This is a genomic window from Rhodobacter sp. SY28-1 (assembly GCF_005222785.1).
Classification (GTDB): Bacteria; Pseudomonadota; Alphaproteobacteria; order Rhodobacterales; family Rhodobacteraceae; genus Tabrizicola.
In genome coordinates this window covers 586,026-602,187 of the sequence record NZ_STGH01000003.1, presented here as the reverse complement: position 1 = coordinate 602,187, position 16,162 = coordinate 586,026, and the positions used below count along the sequence as shown (strand labels likewise).

Here is a 16,162-nt window from a genome sequence, read left to right as displayed (position 1 = left end):
GTCACTTGCCTCCGAAGATGCCTTGCGGGCGGAACAGCAGCACCATGATCAGGATGGTGAAGCTGACGGCGACCTTGTAGTCGGTCGAAAGCGCCTGGTAGAGCCCGTCGCCCAACCAGTCCGCCGGGACGAGGTAGCCGAAGATCTTCTTCCAGGCGCTGGTGACGATCAGTTCCGAGAAGGCCACGATGAAGCTGCCGACCACAGCGCCCAAGGGCGAGCCGAGGCCCCCCACCACGGCCGCAGCGAACATCGGCATCAGCAGGCTGAAATAGACGATCCCGCGGTAGGATTTGTCGAGGCCATACAGCGACCCCGCGATGCAGGCCAACGCGCCGGCAATGACCCAGGTGATGGTTACCACCCGCTCGGGGTTGATGCCGGACAGCAGCGCCAGATCCTCGTTGTCGGAATAGGCCCGCATCGACTTGCCGGTACGGGTCTTCTGCAGGAACCAGAACAACGCGATGCAGCACAGGACCGCCGCCACGACCGAAATCGCTTGCGTCGTCTTGATCGCCAGCGGCTCGGCCAGTCCGGTCGCCGCCCTGAAGTCCTGTGGATTCAGCAGCATGCGTTCGCCGTCGGTGAAGTTCTGCTCTTGCGTGCCGATAATCATCCGCACCAGCCCGTTCATCACGAACATCACCCCGGTCGAGACGATGACCACGATGATCGGCTTGGCGCGCTGCTTGCGGTAAAAGCGGTACACCACCCGGTCGGTCGCCAGAACCATCGCAATGGTCACCAGGATCCCCAGGGGCAGGGCCAAGAGCGCCGTCGGAAGGGGACCGGCGGTGATGCCCATCGACTGGAACCACCAGGTGAACAGGATGACGAAGGCTGTCCCGAAGGCCATCGTGTCGCCGTGCGCGAAGTTGGAAAACCGCAGCACGCTGAAGATCAGCGTGATCCCAAGCGCACCCAGCGCAAGCTGGCTGCCATAGGCCAATCCCGGTACGACGACGAAGTTGAGGAAGGCCACAAGGGCGTTGAGGATGTCCATCAGATCACGCAAGGCTTGGGAAAAGTGTCAGGCATCGGTCAGCCGCCTTCCGTCATGCAGTTGCCCGAGCCGGTGATGGCCACCGGACCGTCACCGTAGGCATGGGCGGTGAACGAGATCTCACCTGACGGGTAGATGCTTATCAGCCCCGAGACGCCGTTCTGCGGCGGGATCACGATGGACGCCTCGCCACCGGTTTCCATCGTCGTGGTCGAATAACCTTCCCACTCCTGCCCCTGCCAGGAAATCCGCCAGACATCGCCGGTTTCCTGGATCAGGAACGGGCCGCCATCGAAGGGTTCGCAAGTGCCGCCGCCGCATTGCCGGTCGATGCTGCATTCGAACCCGGCCAGGGCCTGGGTCGGGATCAGGGCCAGAACAGCCAAAGCTGCGTATCTCATCTTCAACCTCCCAGGAACGACTTGCGCACATCGGGATCAGCCAGAAGCGCGGCCCCGGTGTCGGTGTATCGGTTGCGGCCCTGCACCAGGACATAGCCCTTGTCGGCAATCTCCAGCGCCTGGCGGGCGTTCTGTTCCACCATCAGGATGGAAATCCCCGTCCGCGCGATTTCGATGATGCGGTCGAACAACTCGTCCATCACGATGGGGCTGACGCCAGCAGTGGGTTCGTCCAGCATCAGGACCTTGGGCTTGGTCATCAACGCGCGGCCGACGGCTACCTGCTGGCGCTGGCCACCCGACAGTTCACCCGCCTTCTGGAACCGTTTCTGGCGCAGGATCGGGAACAGGTCGTAGATCTGCTCCATCGTGCCCCGGATGCCCTCGTCCTCGCGGATGAAGGCGCCCATTTCCAGGTTTTCCTCGACCGTCATGCCGGTGAAGATGTTGTGGGTCTGCGGCACAAAGCCCATGCCCTTGCGGACCCGCGCCTGCGGGGTGAGGCTTGTGATGTCCTCGCCGCCCAGCCGGACCGAGCCCTGGCGCAGCTTCAGCATCCCGAAGACCGCCTTCATCGCCGTCGATTTGCCCGCGCCGTTCGGGCCGACGATCACCGCGATCTCGCCCGGCTCCACTGCCAGCGTGCAGTCGTGCAGGATGTCGACCGCGCCATAGCCGCCGGTCATGTTTTCGCCGATCAGGAAAGGCTCAGCCATGGGCGGCTTCCTCTTTCAACTTGTTCTTCAACCCGCGGCCCAGATAGGCCTCGATCACGCGCTCATCGTTCTTGACCTCTTCGACGGTGCCTTCCGCCAGCACCTTGCCCTCGGCCATGCAGATCACCGGGTCACAGAGGCGGCCGATGAAGTCCATGTCGTGCTCGATCACGCAGAAGGTATAGCCGCGCTCCTTGTTCAGCCGCACGATTGCGTCGCCGATGGTATTCAGGAGAGTACGGTTCACGCCCGCGCCGACTTCGTCCAGGAAGACGATCTTCGCGTCCACCATCATCGTGCGGCCCAGTTCGACCAGTTTCTTCTGCCCGCCCGAAATCATTCCCGCCTTCTGGTCGGCGATGTGGCTGATCGTCAGAAACTCCAGCACCTCGTCGGCCTTGGCCCGGATGCGTTCCTCTTCCTCTGCAACCTGCGAACGGGAAAACAGCGCGTTCCACAGCTTTTCCCCCGACTGGCGCGGCGGCACCATCATCAGGTTCTCGCGCACGGTCATCGAGCCGAATTCATGCGCGATCTGGAAAGTGCGCAGCAGCCCTTTGGCAAACAGCTGATGCGGCTGAAGCCCGGTGATGTCCTCGCCGTCCATGAACACCTGGCCGCTGGTGGGCGTGTACCGCCCTGCGATCACGTTGAAAAGCGTGGTCTTTCCCGCGCCGTTCGGGCCGATCAGGCCGGTGATTGTCCCGGTCTTGATTTCCAGCGAGGCACCGTCAACGGCATGAAAGCCGCCGAAATGCTTGTGCAGCTTCTCGACCCTGATCATGGTCATCCCCTGTCTCGGCCCTGCCTCGTTCCCGGTCAAACCGGTCGGGGGGCCTTCTTCTTGTGCCACGGCCCGGGGTTATCGCCCGGGCCGTGAGGTTCGCATACTCCGCTAAAGGATCAGCGGAACTGGACGGTTTCGTACTTGCCGCCCTTCACTTCAAACTGCTTGTAACGGCCGGCCGATTCACCCGGTCCGATCAGCGTCACGCCCGAAGCGCCGTCATAGTCGATGGCCGTGCCAGCAGCGATCAGCTCCAGCGCCTTGCCCAACTCGCCCGGAAGGATCTTGGTGCCCGAACCGTCAGCCGGTCCGTTGGCGATTTCCATGATCTTTTCCTTGTAGACGTTCGGATCGGTCGAACCCGAAGCCTCCATCGCCAGCATGATCAGTGCGGCGGCGTCGTAGCTTTCCATCGTGTAGGGCGAGGTGGCGTCGTAGGCCGGGTCTGCGGCCTTGCCCATGTCAGCCAGGATCGCGGCACCGGCGCTGTCAGACTGCGCAACCTGACCATAGGACCCGTCCAGAGCCGGACCGATGGCTGCGGGAAGGCTGTCGCCCACCATGCCGCCCGGCAGGCCGAAGGTCGAGAAGGCACCGGTGTCGAGCGAGGCCTGGATGATGCCCTTGCCGCCCTGGTCGAGATAGCCAGCCACGACGAGGATGTCGCCGCCCGCCGCTGCCAGCGCCGCGACTTCAGCCGAGTAGTCGGCCTTGCCGTCGTCATGTGCGGCGTTGATCGTCACGGTGCCGCCCTTGGCGGTGAAGCCCGCGGCAATCGCTTCGGCCAGGCCCTTGCCATAGTCCGAGTTCGAGTAGGTCAGCGCGATCGACTTCACGCCCTTTTCGGCGAGGATTTCGCCCATGACTTCGCCTTCGCGCGCGTCCGACGGGGCGGTGCGGAAGAAAAGGCCATTGTCCGGGTCGGCGGTCAGTGCCGGCGAGGTCGCCGAGGGCGAGACCATCACGATGCCGTTCGGCATGGCGACGTTGGTCAGGACAGCGCGGGTCACGCCCGAGCAGTCGCCGCCGATGATGCCCTTCACGCCCTCGGCTGTGACCATACGCTCGGCTGCAGCGGTCGCGGCAGCGGCGTCGGTGCAGGTCGAGTCACCGCGGACCGAAGCATAGGTGTTCTTGGCTTTGCCCGAAGCGTTCACTTCGGCCATCGCGGCCTCGGCAGCATTGGCCATGTGTCCGGTCAGCGATTCGATGGGGCCGGTGAAGCCGATCAGGATGCCGATCTTCACATCCTCGGCAGCGGCGGCACCAGCCATCAGCGCGCAGGCCGAAGCGGCCAGCAGAAGTTTCTTCATTTGTTTGTGTCTCCCATGTTGGATCGAAATCCTGACCCGACCGTAGTGCGGTGCCTCTGAAAAGGGAAGTCCCATTTTGTCGACAGAATGTCGACGTAAAGCCGGCGTCAGAGTCGACACGTTGCTCTTGCGCTCTAGCTTAGACCCCTTGTGACATCGCCGAAGCTGTCTGACAATCACCTTGAATGGAGGCCCCGCGTGCGTTCCGATTTCTGGCTGGTCTTGGCCCTTGCTTCCCTTCCGCAAATCGGTCTGGCACAGGTCGTCGAGACGAGCGTCGGGCGGCTTGGCCTGACGGCGGAAGTGCAGGGGCTGGAGGAACCCTGGGCGCTGGACTTTCTGCCGGATGGCAGTGTCTTGATGACGGAACTCGGCGGTCGGCTTCTCGCCTTCTCCGGGGACCGTCTGCGTGAAATCGGCGGGCTTCCAGACGTCTATCTCGATGGACAGGGCGGTCTGCTGGATATCATGATCCCGCGTGATTTTGAGACAACGCGTGAGGTGTGGCTGACCTATGCAAAGGAACAGTCGACGGGGTCTGGCACGGCCGTGGGGAAGGGTCGACTGTCCGACGACGGAACCACCCTGGAAGATTTTGTGACGCTTTTCGAGATGCCGGAGGGGTCGTCAGGCGGGCGCCACTTCGGGTCGCGCCTGGTCGAGGCGGCAGACGGCAGCGTTTTCATCACCATCGGAGATCGCGGTACCGGTCCCAGGGGGATGCAGGCGCAGTTGCCGGACCGGGCCGAGGGGAAGATCATTCACCTGAACCGTGACGGCACGCCGGCCACGAGGTTGTTGGGGTACCTGCCAGGCATCTACTCGTCCGGGCACCGAAATCCGCAAGGCGCCACCTTGGACCTGAACGGTCGTCTCTTGACGGTAGAGCACGGCGCGCGGGGCGGGGACGAGCTGAATGCTCCGGTGCCGGGTGGGAACTATGGGTGGCCGGTGATTTCCTACGGGGTGAACTACGGCGGTCGGAAGATCGGACTTGGGCAATCCATGCCGGGCATGGAGCAGCCGCTGCATTACTGGGACCCCTCGATCGCGCCGTCGGGGTTGATGGTCTATTCCGGCACGCTGATCCCGGAATGGAGGGGGGATATCTTCTTCGGCTCCCTCAACAGCGACTTCCTTGGTCGGCTTGACCCCGATACCGCTGCCGCGACCGGCTTTGCCGAGGAACGGATCAGCGCGCCCGAGACCGGCCGGGTGCGGGACGTGGTCGAGGGGCCGGACGGGGCTATCTGGTTCCTGTCGGTCTATGATGGGGCGGTCTACCGGATGGCCCCGGCGGAGTAGTGTCCACGGTGGACAATCTGCGAAATCGAAATTATTACAGACACTTATCTTTTTCTGTTAACCTGGTTTTAACTTCTGGCCAGGATGCTCAGATCGACAACCTTACTGGCACAGCGCCAGGCATGCCTTGCGTGCCCCGCTCACGATATGGCGTCGTGCTGTAGTGGCTGCGGTAACATTTCGAGAAATGCGAGGGCGACGCAAAGCCGCAGGCCAGGGCCACGTTGATGACGCTCATGTCGGTCTGCATCAGCAGGTTCCGCGCCTTCTGCAGCCGCAACTCCATGTAATACCGCTTGGGCGAGCGGTTCAGATAGCGGCGGAACAGACGCTCCAGCTGGCGGGTCGACATGCCCACCTCCTCGGCCAGATCGGCGGGTGACATCGGGTCTTCGATGTTGCCCTCCATCATCTGGATGACCTGCGACAGCTTCGGATGCCGTACGCCGATCCGGGTCGGGATCGACAGGCGCTGGGTATCTTGGTCGGTGCGGATCGTCGAATAAATCATCTGGTCGGCCACGGTATTGGCCAGATCCTCGCCATGGTCGGCGGCGATGATCTTCAGCATCAGGTCAATGGAGGAGATGCCACCCGCCGTCGTCCAGCGGTTGCCGTCCATGACGTAAACCGACTTCGTCAACTTCACGTCCTCGAATTCCTCGGCAAAACCGTCCTGGTTTTCCCAGTGGATCGTCGCCTTCTTGCCGTCCAGCAATCCCGCCTTGGCCAGCGCATGGCCCCCGGTGCAGATGCCGCCGATGGTGACGCCGCGCCGCGCCTCACGCCGCAGCCAGTTGACGACGCCCTTCGTCGTGGTGCGCTGGATGTCCAGCCCGCCGCAGACCAGGACCGTATCCTCGCGGTCCATCTCCTCCAGCCCGATGTCCAGCCGGAAAGTCGCGCCGTTCGAGCAGGACTTCTCGGTCCCTTCACCCGCCAGCACCCAGGTGTAAAGCGCTTCGCCCGCCACGCGGTTGGCAAGGCGCAGCGGCTCGATCGCGCCTGCGAAAGAGATCATCGTGAACTTGTCCAGAAGCACGAAGATGAACCGGCGTGCCGTCGTGGTCTTTTGGGTCTGGGTGGCTTTACGCGGGCCAAGCGTCATGTCTGCGACCTGATAATGTCGTTTGCGGGCCATGGAAACCCATATTCAGGGCAGCCGCAAGGGCCGAAAGCGTCGGTTTTCGCCCAATCGCCCTTTGCAAAGGCGGAAACGGGGGCGTATATCGCTGACCGATTGCAAGGCTCCGGAGTGGAACGATGACCAAGGGATGGACGAAAACGGCATGGCGCGCGAAACCGCGGGTGCAGATGCCGGATTATCCCGATCAGGCGGCGCTGAATTCGGTCGAGGCGCAGCTGTCGAAGTACCCTCCGCTGGTCTTTGCCGGCGAGGCGCGGACGCTGAAGAAGCAGCTGGCGCTGGCGGGCGAGGGCAAGGCGTTCCTCTTGCAGGGCGGTGACTGCGCCGAAAGCTTTGCGGAGTTCAGCGCCGACAACATCCGCGACACCTTCCGGGTGATGCTGCAGATGGCGGTGGTCCTGACCTATGCCGCCAAGGTGCCGGTCATCAAGGTGGGCCGGATGGCCGGTCAGTTCGCCAAGCCGCGCTCGGCCCCGACCGAAATCATCAACGGTGTGGAACTGCCGTCCTACAAGGGCGACATCATCAACGGCTTTGACCCCACGCCCGAGGCACGGATCCCGGACCCGGCCCGGATGCTGCAGGCCTATACCCAGGCGGCGGCCTCGCTGAACCTGCTCCGCGCCTTCTCGACCGGGGGTTTTGCCGACATCCACCGGGTGCACAGCTGGACCCTGGGCTTTGCCGAACATGACAAGGCCGAACGCTACCGCGAGATGGCCAACCGGATTTCCGACGCGCTCGACTTCATGAACGCGGCCGGGGTGAACAGCGACACGGCGAACGAACTGGCGCGGGTGGATTTCTACACCAGCCACGAGGCGCTGCTGCTGGAGTATGAAGAGGCGCTGTGTCGGGTCGACAGCATCACCGGGCAGAACGTGGCCGGGTCGGGCCACATGATCTGGATCGGCGACCGCACCCGTCAGCCCGACGGCGCGCATGTCGAATTCTGCCGGGGCGTCCTGAACCCGATCGGCCTGAAATGCGGGCCGTCCACCACCGCCGAAGACCTCAAGGTCCTGATGGCCAAGCTGAACCCCGAAAACGAGCCCGGCCGCCTGACCCTGATCGCGCGCTTTGGGGCGGGCAAGGTCGGTGACAACCTGCCGCGCCTGATCAAGACGGTGCAGCAGGAAGGCGCCAATGTCGTCTGGTCCTGCGACCCGATGCACGGCAACACGATCAAGGCGGCCTCGGGCTACAAGACCCGGCCCTTCGACAGCGTCCTGCGCGAGGTGCGGGAGTTCTTCGCGATCCACAAGGCCGAGGGCACCGTTCCGGGCGGCGTGCATTTCGAGATGACGGGCCAGGACGTGACCGAATGCACCGGCGGGCTGCGCGCCGTGTCGGACGAGAACCTCGCCGACCGCTATCACACTGCCTGCGACCCGCGGCTCAACGCCTCGCAGTCGCTGGAACTGGCGTTCTTGGTGGCCGAGGAGCTGTCCTCGCAGCGCGAAGCCGCGCGGCGCGTCGCACTGTAAATCATTTGATCTGCTGGGAAAACGGCGGGGTTCAGCCCCGCCGTTTTTCATTCGGCACTGTGGACCAGGGCCAGGTGGCCCCGGCGCCGAAGCGGCTCGACGGCCAGGGGCATGTCGTCAACCGCTGCACGGGCAAGCTGCAGCACCTCTTCCCGCCGCGACAGGATTTGCAGCTTGCAGCGCGCATGCCTCTCTTCGGCAAAGCCCATCGCGCCAAGCACCAGCCGCCCGCCCGTCTCATCTTCCAGCGGCAACAGGAGCAGTCGCGCGAAGGGTCCCGGCGTCCGGTCCGACCCAAGGTCAAGCTCGGCCACGGCGGGGCCGGTGAAGACCTTTTCCAGCGTGTCGCCCAACAACCCACGCGACTCTGCCCCAAAGAGGCAGCTGAGCGGCAGGCCCCGCACGTCCATCCCGGCGAAATCGGTCAGCGCCGACCCCGCGATCCGGATCTGCGCGACGCCGCGGCCGATGCGGTCGGCAAGAAAGACCCGGTCCAGCACGCCAACCAGCCCACGCGGGTCGATCGCCTTGCGCTGCGGCAGGGCCGAGCCCTGGCGCAGGCCCTCCCAATAGGCGCGGGTCTGGGAAAGGCCGTGGATGACGGCGGGAAGGGTGGTGCGGGGCTGGGGCAGAAGCCGGTCAAGAAATCCGAGCGTCATCTTTGTCTCCGTTCCGTGCATCACGCCCCTTGCGGGGCCTCTGCCCGCCGCGCCATGAAAGCAAGGTAGCCCGGATCACTCGGATTCGGCCGAAAATCTAATCAAATGGTAAATACCGCGCCATTGGAGGACCCTTTGGCGCAGAAAGGACCGCATGATCTCGAGGACAGGGTTCGCCGCACGGCGCGGCACCGGGGCGGGCTATGCCTGGGTCTGGGACCTGCGGTCCGTGAACGGCAAGGGACTGGACCTGCGGCTGCGGGTGCCGGACTGGATTGACGGGTTGGAGGCCGCAATCCGGGCCGAACTGCAGAAGGCGATCCCGCGCGGCAACGTCAGCCTGACGCTCAAGGTCGCACAGGACGAGGCGCGGGACGAGGCGGCCTTCCGGCTGAACGAGCCGCTTCTGTCGGCGGCCCTGATGGCCCTGGCGCGGGTGGAGGCGTCGGCGATGGATGCGGGTGTCACCCTGCGGCAGCCGACCGCCGCCGATGTGTTGGCGCTGCGGGGCGTGATCGACCAGGGGGCGCAGGACACCGACACCGCGCCGCTGCGTGCGGCGCTGATGGCCGACCTTCCGGCGCTGTTGGACGACTTCTCCGCCATGCGCCGGGCAGAGGGGCAGGCCCTGGCCCAGGTCCTGACGGTCCAACTGGACCGCATCGCCCAGTTGACCGCCGATGCCTTGGCCGAGACCGCCACCCGCAGCGCGACGCAAGCCGACACTTTGCGCGAGGCGCTGGCCCGGGTGCTGGCCGCCACCGACGCGGTCGACGAGACCCGCCTTGCGCAGGAACTTGCCCTGCTGGCCGTGAAGACCGACGTGACCGAAGAGCTTGACCGTCTGTCCGCCCATGTCACCGCCGCCCGCGCGCTAGTCGCCGAACCTGCGCCGGTTGGTCGCAAGCTGGATTTCCTGATGCAGGAATTCATGCGCGAAGCGAACACGCTTTGCTCCAAGGCGCAGTCGCTGGCGCTGACCCGCATCGGTCTTGACCTGAAAACCGTCATCGATCAGATGCGCGAACAGGTCCAGAATGTGGAATAGACGATGATCCGACGCGGACTCCTCCTCATCCTCTCGTCCCCTTCGGGCGCCGGAAAATCGACGCTGTCGCGCATGCTGATGGCCTGGGACCCGACGATGCGCTTCTCCATCTCAGCCACCACCCGCAAGCCCCGCCCAGGGGAAGAGGAAGGCCGCGAATACTACTTCCTCGGCAAGGACGCCTTCCTGACCTATGTGCGCGATGGCGAAATGCTTGAGCATGCAGAGGTCTTCGGAAACTTTTACGGCTCGCCCAAGGCACCGGTCGTGAAGGCACTAGAGGCCGGGCAAGACATGCTGTTCGACGTGGACTGGCAGGGTGCGCAGCAGATCGGGAACTCTGCGTTGGGCCGCGACGTCGTCTCGATCTTCATTCTGCCGCCCTCGATTGACGAGCTGGACCGCCGCCTGCGGACCCGGGGCCAAGACAGCGACGAGGTCATCGCTGGTCGCATGGCGAAAAGCCGGGACGAGATCAGCCACTGGGCGGAATACGACTATGTGCTGGTGAACAAGGATCTGGACGCCACTTTCGAGCAACTGAAGGCGATCCTGACCGCCGAGCGGCTGAAGCGCGAACGCCAGCCGCAGCTTTCCGCCTTCGTACGCAGCCTGAACGAGGAGTTCGAAGCCCGATGATCTATGCGCTTGACGGCATCCAGCCCAGCATTGCCCCTTCGGCCTGGGTGGCGGACTCCGCCGACCTGATCGGCAAGGTCGTGGTCGAAGCCGACGCCTCGATCTGGTTCGGCGCGGTGGCCCGCGGCGACAACGAGGAAATCCGGGTGGGCGCCGGGACGAACGTGCAAGAGAACTGCGTTCTCCACACCGACATGGGCTATCCGCTGACCATCGGCGCGAACTGCACCATCGGCCACAAGGCGATGCTGCACGGCTGCACCATTGGCGATGGTACGTTGATCGGGATGGGGGCTACGATCCTGAACGGGGCGAAGATCGGCAAGGGCTGCCTCATCGGGGCCTGCGCGCTGATTACCGAAGGGAAGGAAATCCCTGATGGCAGCCTGGTGATGGGCGCGCCCGGCAAGGTGGTGCGGCAACTGGACGAGACGGCCCGCGCCCGCCTGCTGGCCTCGGCAGCCGGGTATCAGGAAAACGCCCGCCGCTTCCGCGCCGGACTGACCCGGGTCTGATCCGGGTCAGCCTTCTTCGACCAACTCGATGGTGATGCCCTGTCGTGCGGCATGGCTGCGCAGTTCCCGCAGGACCACCTGCCGGTTCGGCAGCTTGGGCGCCACGACCCGCAGGGTCTTGCGGTAATCCTGCGCCCCCAGCCGTTCGATGATCTCAAGCGCGTCGAATCCCATGCAGAACAGCGGCGTCACCACAAGTTCCAGCGTCGGTGGCAGGGGAAGCTGGTCGTCGAACGCCGCCAGATCGATCGAGGCAAACTCTTCCGGCCGCAGGCTTCCCTCGGCGGCCTTAGCCTCCGGAATCCCGATCACCAGGCATCTCAGCTTCTGCGACATCGCTCCAGCTCGTTCCAAGTGGGGTGTCGCCAAATCGTTCAAGGAAGATCTGAGCGGGCACCGACATTGTTCCGGAGAAGGGCCGGTTCCGTACCGCATTACGTTTACAGCGGGGAATTTACTGCTATTCCGACGCAAGACAAGACGCAGGAAGACAACCGGCGGGGGAGTGATGCCAGAATGACAGAGTCCCAGCTTTCCCGGCTGCTGACCGGACTTCCCCTGCCGGCCATGCTGGTGCGGAACGGGGACCGAGTGCAGGCCTGCAACGCCGCCGCGGTGGCGCTTCTTGGGGAAGGGATGGTGGGCCGCCACCCCGCCATCGCCGTCCGCGCGCCCGCCGTGCTGGAGGCACTGACCGCGGCCACCCCGGATGCCCCGCCACAGGACGCCCGGATGACCCTGCGCCGCGAGGGGCAGGAGCAGGTGTTCCAGGTCACCGTCTCGGCCCTGGGCGACGGGCTGGTGCTGCTGGTCTTCCGCGACGTGACCGAGGAGGAGCGGGCGGGGGAAATGCGGCGGGACTTCGTGGCGAATGTCTCCCATGAGCTGCGGACCCCGCTGACGGCGCTGATGGGGTTCATCGAGACCCTGAAGAACGCCGCCAAGGACGACCCGAAGGCGCGGGACGTGTTTCTGGGGATCATGGAGGCCGAGGCGGGGCGGATGAACCGGCTGGTGCGGGACCTGTTGCAGCTCTCCCGGGTCGAGGCGGAAGAACGGGTGCGGCCCAAGGAGCCGGTCGAACTGCGCGGGCTTTTGCAGGGTGTGATCTCGTCCTTGCAAGGAGTCGCCGAGAAGGAGGGGGATTCCGTCCTGCTGACGGGCGATACGGTGACGGTGCCGGGGGATCACGATCAGCTGGTGCAGGTCTTCACGAACCTGGTGGAGAACGCGCTGAAATATGGGAAGGCGGGGCAGGTGGTGCGGGTTACCCTTTCCCCGGAGGAGACGGTGCGGGGTCCGGCGGTGCGGGTCGAGGTCGCGGACGAGGGCGAGGGGATCGACCCGGTCCACCTGCCGCGGCTGACGGAGCGGTTCTACCGGGTTGACACCCACCGCTCGCGCGAAATGGGGGGGACGGGGCTGGGGCTGGCCATCGTGAAGCACATCGTGAGCCGCCACCGGGGCTGGCTGCGGGTGGAGAGCGTGGTGGGCGAGGGGAGCCGGTTCTCGGTGGTGCTGCCCTTGGGCTAAAGGCGCTTAGCGTTCGGTCTGTTGTTTCAGTGGGCTAGGCGTGGATCGTGAGGTCTTCTTCTAGCCTTCATCCTGACTTCCTTCCGCCCTTACGCGCGAGGATACGGTTTTCCGGTAACCATGCCGGGGCAAATCTGGCTGGTGGGAGGTGCATGGAGAGATGGTCTCCACGACAGCGGGTTTGGTCTGCACGCTTCTTGGGCAAGGCAGATTCACGGACCTGTGTGGAGGGTTGAGCCGGAACTTGCCCTTGCTTGCACAACGGCAGTCAGTCCATGTTGCCTCTGCTTGAAACGGTGTCTTTGACCTTGGGGAGAATAGTTGATGGTTGCCAGCGTTCTGACTTCCGGTCCTGTCGAAGTGGCCTTCGAAATCTCGCGTGAGCGACTGGCCAGCTTGTACATGTCTGAGTACGGTGTCGATGTTCGGCCCTATATTGGCGACGTGGATCCTATTGTCTGCTATCGCTGCATTCAGACGGGGTTTGAATTCTTTGCTCCTGCAGGCCTTGCGGGTCCCCCAAAGTTCTATGCGGATCTCTACTCGAAAGAGGATAACGAAAGCTGGGCGTATCAGAAATCGAAATGGGAGTACACGGTAGCTGCCCGTTTCGTCGGATCAGGGTCCCGGGTACTGGACGTCGGGTGTGGCGGCGGGGATTTTCTTGCAACACTGGGGGCGGATGTTTCGAAGACAGGACTTGAAACGAGCCGGTTCGGGCAGGAGCAGGCGCGTGCAAAAGGCATCACGGTCGTGGATTCGACAATCGAGGACTTTGCGCCTTCCAGTGCGAATGCGTTTGACGTTGTCAGTGCCCTGCAAGTGCTGGAGCACATTGCCGATCCGCTGAAGTTCCTTCAGGCGATCAGAACGGTACTGGTTCCCGGTGGACGTCTTGTCATTGCCGTGCCCAACAACGATGCCTTTCTTGGCGCTGAGCACGAGTTGACGCTTAACCTGCCACCCCACCACATGGGACGTTGGCAGAGGCAGTCATTGGAGGCCCTTGCGGAGATTCTTCAGCTGAAGGTAGAGGCGGTCGAGTATGAGCCGCTCGCTGAACACAATCTCGGGTGGTACAAAGCGGCGTTCGAGAAGCGGTTTCTTCCCGCAACCAGGATAGCGCGCTCGCTTTGGCATAGATTGGGTTACAGCAAGGCGTTTGAGGAGTATGTGGCCAACAGTCGGCAGTCCATCCATGGCCACACGATCCTGGCGGTCTATTCAAAACCCGAGGGCTGAGCGGCTGACGGAGCGGTTCTACCGGGCCGATTCCCACCGCTCGCGCGGGAGGGGGCAGTGGTGGCTGCGGGTGGAGAGCGTGGTGGGCGAGGGGAGCCGGTTCTCGGTCGTCCTGCCGCTGGGGTGAGGTGGAGGCCGCAAAGGACTCCGGGTGTCCACGGTGGACATTTTCGGATTATGGTTTGGAAGCAATGGGTTGTGCGTGGGCGTTAGGGGTTTGTTAAAGGAGTGGTTAATGGGACGTGTGCCGGGGCAGGCCCCGACCTGCGTGTTGACATTGTGGATACAAACGCGTAACGTCGCTGCATGACAAAACGCACTGGCCTTGCTGAATCCCCCGCGCCGTTCGACGCGCAACCCTCGGACAAGGGGACCATCAACTTGCGCATCGAGTCCAATACCCGCGCGTTGATCGATGAGGCAGCGGCGATGCTGGGCAAGACCCGGACCGAGTTCATGATCGACACGGCGCGGCGGCAGGCGATTGATGTGCTGCTGGATCAGCGGCTGTTCGTGCTGGAGACCGGGACCTATGACGCCTTCGTGCAGCAGGCACTGGACAATCCGCCTACGCCGGGGCCGAAGCTGAAACGCCTGCTGGCGCGGAAGCCGGTCTGGGAGGCGTGATCCTACTTTCCTGCGGTTGCCCCCCACCCCCATCCCCTCCCCACGGAGGGGGAGGGGAGGCGATTGGGGTTGGCCGATGAGGCTGACGGCGCCGGTTGCGATTTCCCCTGCGCATGACCTGTCGTGGTTCGACTGCGGGGTGCCGGTACTGAACGACTGGCTGCGGGAGCGGGCGTTGAAGAACGAAAGCCGGTTCTCGCGGACCTATGTGGTTTGCGACGGCGCGCGGGTAGCGGGGTATTTCTGCCTGTCGGCCGGGGCGGTGCAGCGGGAGGCCGCACCGGGCAAGCTGCGCCGGAATGCTCCGGATTCGGTGCCGGTGTCGATCATCGGGCGGCTGGCTGTGGACCGAGAGTATGGCGGGCAGGGCCTTGGGGCGAACCTGCTGGCCGACGCCCTGCGCCGTATCGTGGGGGCAGCCCAGAGCATCGGCATCGCGGCGGTGCTGGTGCAGGCGAAGGACGAGACCGCAAGGGCTTGGTATCTGGCGCAGGCGGAGTGGCTGGAATTCCCGGCGGGGAGCAGGACGTTGTGGTTGCCGGTGGGGATGGTGATGGTCATGCGTGCTACGTGAAACTTCGCATCATGCGATTGCTCTACAATTGACGTGCGCCAATGCTATGCTAGCGTCTGCTGACCTGTGAAGGAGCGCTTCAATGTGTTGCAGACCTGTTGCCGCGATGTTGTTGATTGTTGCTGCTATTTTTTCTGTGTTTCCTACAACCCTACTCGCGCAGGATTATCCACAATATGATGGAGTCTATCTTAGGCTGCAGTCTGGGGAGTTTGTCGAGCTTCCGTCTTCGCCGCGGGCGGGCGATCATCAGCTTGACTTTCAGGGGCGGGCGGATTCTGAAATCGAGTTGAACTTTAATGCCCTGGAAGGGGAGGGAACCTATTTCTCCGTAGAGGATTTCAAATCTTCCCCCACTGTCGATGTTGCGCAGATCGCTTCTATCGTTGTCGTTGGGCCTGCGCCGCAGCATCTTGCTCTCCATCCACTTGTGGACGCACGAAGCAAGCACGATGCATATGTGAACGACCCGGCAGCTTCTGTCGAGCATCGCTATAACGGCTCTTCAACGACGATGCGTGCTGACGCCGTTCCCTTTCTTCTGACCCGGCAACAATGCGCAAATCTCTCTGAAAATATGAGGATAAAGCGCGTCGGTCAGTTTGTAACGGAGTACGAGCCGAAACAGGGGCAGTCGTGGAACTTCAAAGTTAACGTACCTGAGGGTAAGCGAGCGTGCAAACCCTTCTCACATGACGCGCATGTCATGGAAGTTGTACTTGATGGTCAGGTGTTTGTAAATTTCATGACTACCGTGGGACGCTCAAGCATGTCTGATCCCGCAGGTGATAGTTCATCGGAGGCGCCATCGACTACTGGGGATCAGCTATCAGGTGTACTGGATGGAATTTACGATGAGCTAGGTTTCTGTGAAGACCATGATGACTCTGAGGGATACCTAAAAGTAACATCGGATAGCCTGAAGTTCTACTCTTCTGAGTGCAGTGTCAGAAACCGAAATGTGACTAGTGATGGACTCCATCAGCTTGTTCTTTTGTGCATTTGGAGTGAAGGAGGAGCAACCACACGGTACATAAATGCGAGGAAAGATGAAAGAGGAGGATTGCTTCTTTACGAAAGGGGTTCACAGCGATCGTTTGTTAGTTGTGGCAGCTAAGCTCGAATTTCTCAATGAGAGAAACCCGACTTAGATAATTTCGCTG

The 16,162-nt window shown here is 63.1% G+C and carries 18 protein-coding genes; 10 read left to right on the top strand and 8 right to left on the bottom strand.

The window, feature by feature from the left end:
• Position 1 precedes the first annotated feature (1 nt).
• From E8M84_RS17100 to E8M84_RS17080, 5 genes are all read right to left on the bottom strand, one after another.
• Positions 2 to 1,006 (bottom strand): branched-chain amino acid ABC transporter permease, encoded by a 1,005-nt coding sequence (locus tag E8M84_RS17100; protein WP_137112411.1) that lies wholly within the window; start codon positions 1,004 to 1,006, stop codon positions 2 to 4.
• Positions 1,007 to 1,044: 38 nt separating this feature from the next.
• Positions 1,045 to 1,407, bottom strand: coding sequence for a hypothetical protein (locus E8M84_RS17095; RefSeq protein WP_137112410.1), 363 nt, complete (start codon positions 1,405 to 1,407; stop codon positions 1,045 to 1,047).
• A gap of 2 nt (positions 1,408 to 1,409) precedes the next feature.
• Positions 1,410 to 2,123, bottom strand: coding sequence for an ABC transporter ATP-binding protein (locus E8M84_RS17090; RefSeq protein ID WP_137112409.1), 714 nt, complete (start codon positions 2,121 to 2,123; stop codon positions 1,410 to 1,412).
• Complete coding sequence (locus E8M84_RS17085) at positions 2,116 to 2,907, bottom strand: ABC transporter ATP-binding protein (protein ID WP_137112799.1); 792 nt, start codon at positions 2,905 to 2,907, stop codon at positions 2,116 to 2,118. Before E8M84_RS17085 ends, E8M84_RS17090 begins: the two co-directional genes overlap by 8 nt.
• A gap of 119 nt (positions 2,908 to 3,026) precedes the next feature.
• The gene (locus E8M84_RS17080) at positions 3,027 to 4,223 is read right to left on the bottom strand and encodes an ABC transporter substrate-binding protein (protein WP_137112408.1); all 1,197 of its coding nucleotides are present in this window, start codon (positions 4,221 to 4,223) and stop codon (positions 3,027 to 3,029) included.
• A gap of 198 nt (positions 4,224 to 4,421) precedes the next feature.
• On the opposite strand from E8M84_RS17080, the gene E8M84_RS17075 reads away from it, so the two are divergent.
• The gene (locus tag E8M84_RS17075) at positions 4,422 to 5,528 is read left to right on the top strand and encodes a PQQ-dependent sugar dehydrogenase (protein WP_240790431.1); all 1,107 of its coding nucleotides are present in this window, start codon (positions 4,422 to 4,424) and stop codon (positions 5,526 to 5,528) included.
• A gap of 88 nt (positions 5,529 to 5,616) precedes the next feature.
• Here E8M84_RS17075 and E8M84_RS17070 read toward each other — a convergent pair whose 3' ends face one another.
• Positions 5,617 to 6,636, bottom strand: coding sequence for a GlxA family transcriptional regulator (locus E8M84_RS17070; protein WP_137112797.1), 1,020 nt, complete (start codon positions 6,634 to 6,636; stop codon positions 5,617 to 5,619).
• 155 nt (positions 6,637 to 6,791) lie between these two features.
• Between E8M84_RS17070 and E8M84_RS17065 the strand changes: the two genes are divergently transcribed.
• A complete protein-coding gene (locus E8M84_RS17065; RefSeq protein ID WP_137112407.1) occupies positions 6,792 to 8,162 on the top strand; it encodes a class II 3-deoxy-7-phosphoheptulonate synthase in 1,371 nt (456 codons plus the stop codon).
• A gap of 47 nt (positions 8,163 to 8,209) precedes the next feature.
• Here E8M84_RS17065 and E8M84_RS17060 read toward each other — a convergent pair whose 3' ends face one another.
• Entirely contained in the window at positions 8,210 to 8,821 is a 612-nt protein-coding gene (locus E8M84_RS17060) for a PAS domain-containing protein (protein WP_170971975.1), read from the bottom strand.
• 154 nt (positions 8,822 to 8,975) lie between these two features.
• Here E8M84_RS17060 and E8M84_RS17055 point away from each other — a divergent pair, with 154 nt between their 5' ends.
• From E8M84_RS17055 to E8M84_RS17045, 3 genes are read left to right on the top strand one after another with little or no spacing between them, the layout of a single operon-like run.
• Entirely contained in the window at positions 8,976 to 9,869 is an 894-nt protein-coding gene (locus E8M84_RS17055; protein ID WP_137112405.1) for a YicC/YloC family endoribonuclease, read from the top strand.
• 3 nt (positions 9,870 to 9,872) lie between these two features.
• Positions 9,873 to 10,508, top strand: coding sequence for a guanylate kinase (gene gmk / locus E8M84_RS17050; RefSeq protein WP_137112404.1), 636 nt, complete (start codon positions 9,873 to 9,875; stop codon positions 10,506 to 10,508).
• Positions 10,505 to 11,023: a gamma carbonic anhydrase family protein gene (locus E8M84_RS17045; protein WP_137112403.1), complete on the top strand. Its 519-nt coding sequence runs from the start codon at positions 10,505 to 10,507 to the stop codon at positions 11,021 to 11,023. Before gmk ends, E8M84_RS17045 begins: the two co-directional genes overlap by 4 nt.
• Positions 11,024 to 11,029: 6 nt before the next feature.
• Here E8M84_RS17045 and E8M84_RS17040 read toward each other — a convergent pair whose 3' ends face one another.
• Positions 11,030 to 11,359: a hypothetical protein gene (locus E8M84_RS17040; RefSeq protein WP_137112402.1), complete on the bottom strand. Its 330-nt coding sequence runs from the start codon at positions 11,357 to 11,359 to the stop codon at positions 11,030 to 11,032.
• Positions 11,360 to 11,539: 180 nt separating this feature from the next.
• Here E8M84_RS17040 and E8M84_RS17035 point away from each other — a divergent pair, with 180 nt between their 5' ends.
• From E8M84_RS17035 to E8M84_RS17010, 5 genes are all read left to right on the top strand, one after another.
• A complete protein-coding gene (locus E8M84_RS17035; RefSeq protein WP_137112401.1) occupies positions 11,540 to 12,556 on the top strand; it encodes a cell wall metabolism sensor histidine kinase WalK in 1,017 nt (338 codons plus the stop codon).
• 324 nt (positions 12,557 to 12,880) lie between these two features.
• Positions 12,881 to 13,798, top strand: coding sequence for a bifunctional 2-polyprenyl-6-hydroxyphenol methylase/3-demethylubiquinol 3-O-methyltransferase UbiG (locus E8M84_RS17030; protein WP_137112400.1), 918 nt, complete (start codon positions 12,881 to 12,883; stop codon positions 13,796 to 13,798).
• A gap of 306 nt (positions 13,799 to 14,104) precedes the next feature.
• Positions 14,105 to 14,425 (top strand): DUF1778 domain-containing protein, encoded by a 321-nt coding sequence (locus E8M84_RS17020; protein ID WP_137112399.1) that lies wholly within the window; start codon positions 14,105 to 14,107, stop codon positions 14,423 to 14,425.
• Between the two features lie 76 nt (positions 14,426 to 14,501).
• The gene (locus E8M84_RS17015; RefSeq protein WP_137112398.1) at positions 14,502 to 14,999 is read left to right on the top strand and encodes a GNAT family N-acetyltransferase; all 498 of its coding nucleotides are present in this window, start codon (positions 14,502 to 14,504) and stop codon (positions 14,997 to 14,999) included.
• A gap of 106 nt (positions 15,000 to 15,105) precedes the next feature.
• Positions 15,106 to 16,116: a hypothetical protein gene (locus tag E8M84_RS17010; protein WP_137112397.1), complete on the top strand. Its 1,011-nt coding sequence runs from the start codon at positions 15,106 to 15,108 to the stop codon at positions 16,114 to 16,116.
• The last annotated feature ends 46 nt before the right edge of the window (positions 16,117 to 16,162 follow it).

What these genes read in the sequence shown, in the direction of transcription:
- E8M84_RS17045 (WP_137112403.1), top strand. Translation starts at nt 10,505, where the DNA reads ATGATCTATGCGCTTGACGGCATCCAGCCCAGCATTGCCCCTTCGGCC.
- E8M84_RS17015 (WP_137112398.1), top strand. Translation starts at nt 14,502, where the DNA reads ATGAGGCTGACGGCGCCGGTTGCGATTTCCCCTGCGCATGACCTGTCG.
- gmk (WP_137112404.1), top strand. Translation starts at nt 9,873, where the DNA reads ATGATCCGACGCGGACTCCTCCTCATCCTCTCGTCCCCTTCGGGCGCC.
- E8M84_RS17020 (WP_137112399.1), top strand. Translation starts at nt 14,105, where the DNA reads ATGACAAAACGCACTGGCCTTGCTGAATCCCCCGCGCCGTTCGACGCG.
- E8M84_RS17010 (WP_137112397.1), top strand. Translation starts at nt 15,106, where the DNA reads ATGTTGTTGATTGTTGCTGCTATTTTTTCTGTGTTTCCTACAACCCTA.
- E8M84_RS17060 (WP_170971975.1), bottom strand. Translation starts at nt 8,821, where the DNA reads ATGACGCTCGGATTTCTTGACCGGCTTCTGCCCCAGCCCCGCACCACC.
- E8M84_RS17055 (WP_137112405.1), top strand. Translation starts at nt 8,976, where the DNA reads ATGATCTCGAGGACAGGGTTCGCCGCACGGCGCGGCACCGGGGCGGGC.
- E8M84_RS17085 (WP_137112799.1), bottom strand. Translation starts at nt 2,907, where the DNA reads ATGATCAGGGTCGAGAAGCTGCACAAGCATTTCGGCGGCTTTCATGCC.
- E8M84_RS17070 (WP_137112797.1), bottom strand. Translation starts at nt 6,636, where the DNA reads ATGACGCTTGGCCCGCGTAAAGCCACCCAGACCCAAAAGACCACGACG.
- E8M84_RS17030 (WP_137112400.1), top strand. Translation starts at nt 12,881, where the DNA reads ATGGTTGCCAGCGTTCTGACTTCCGGTCCTGTCGAAGTGGCCTTCGAA.
- E8M84_RS17065 (WP_137112407.1), top strand. Translation starts at nt 6,792, where the DNA reads ATGACCAAGGGATGGACGAAAACGGCATGGCGCGCGAAACCGCGGGTG.
- E8M84_RS17080 (WP_137112408.1), bottom strand. Translation starts at nt 4,223, where the DNA reads ATGAAGAAACTTCTGCTGGCCGCTTCGGCCTGCGCGCTGATGGCTGGT.
- E8M84_RS17100 (WP_137112411.1), bottom strand. Translation starts at nt 1,006, where the DNA reads ATGGACATCCTCAACGCCCTTGTGGCCTTCCTCAACTTCGTCGTCGTA.
- E8M84_RS17040 (WP_137112402.1), bottom strand. Translation starts at nt 11,359, where the DNA reads ATGTCGCAGAAGCTGAGATGCCTGGTGATCGGGATTCCGGAGGCTAAG.
- E8M84_RS17090 (WP_137112409.1), bottom strand. Translation starts at nt 2,123, where the DNA reads ATGGCTGAGCCTTTCCTGATCGGCGAAAACATGACCGGCGGCTATGGC.
- E8M84_RS17035 (WP_137112401.1), top strand. Translation starts at nt 11,540, where the DNA reads ATGACAGAGTCCCAGCTTTCCCGGCTGCTGACCGGACTTCCCCTGCCG.
- E8M84_RS17095 (WP_137112410.1), bottom strand. Translation starts at nt 1,407, where the DNA reads ATGAGATACGCAGCTTTGGCTGTTCTGGCCCTGATCCCGACCCAGGCC.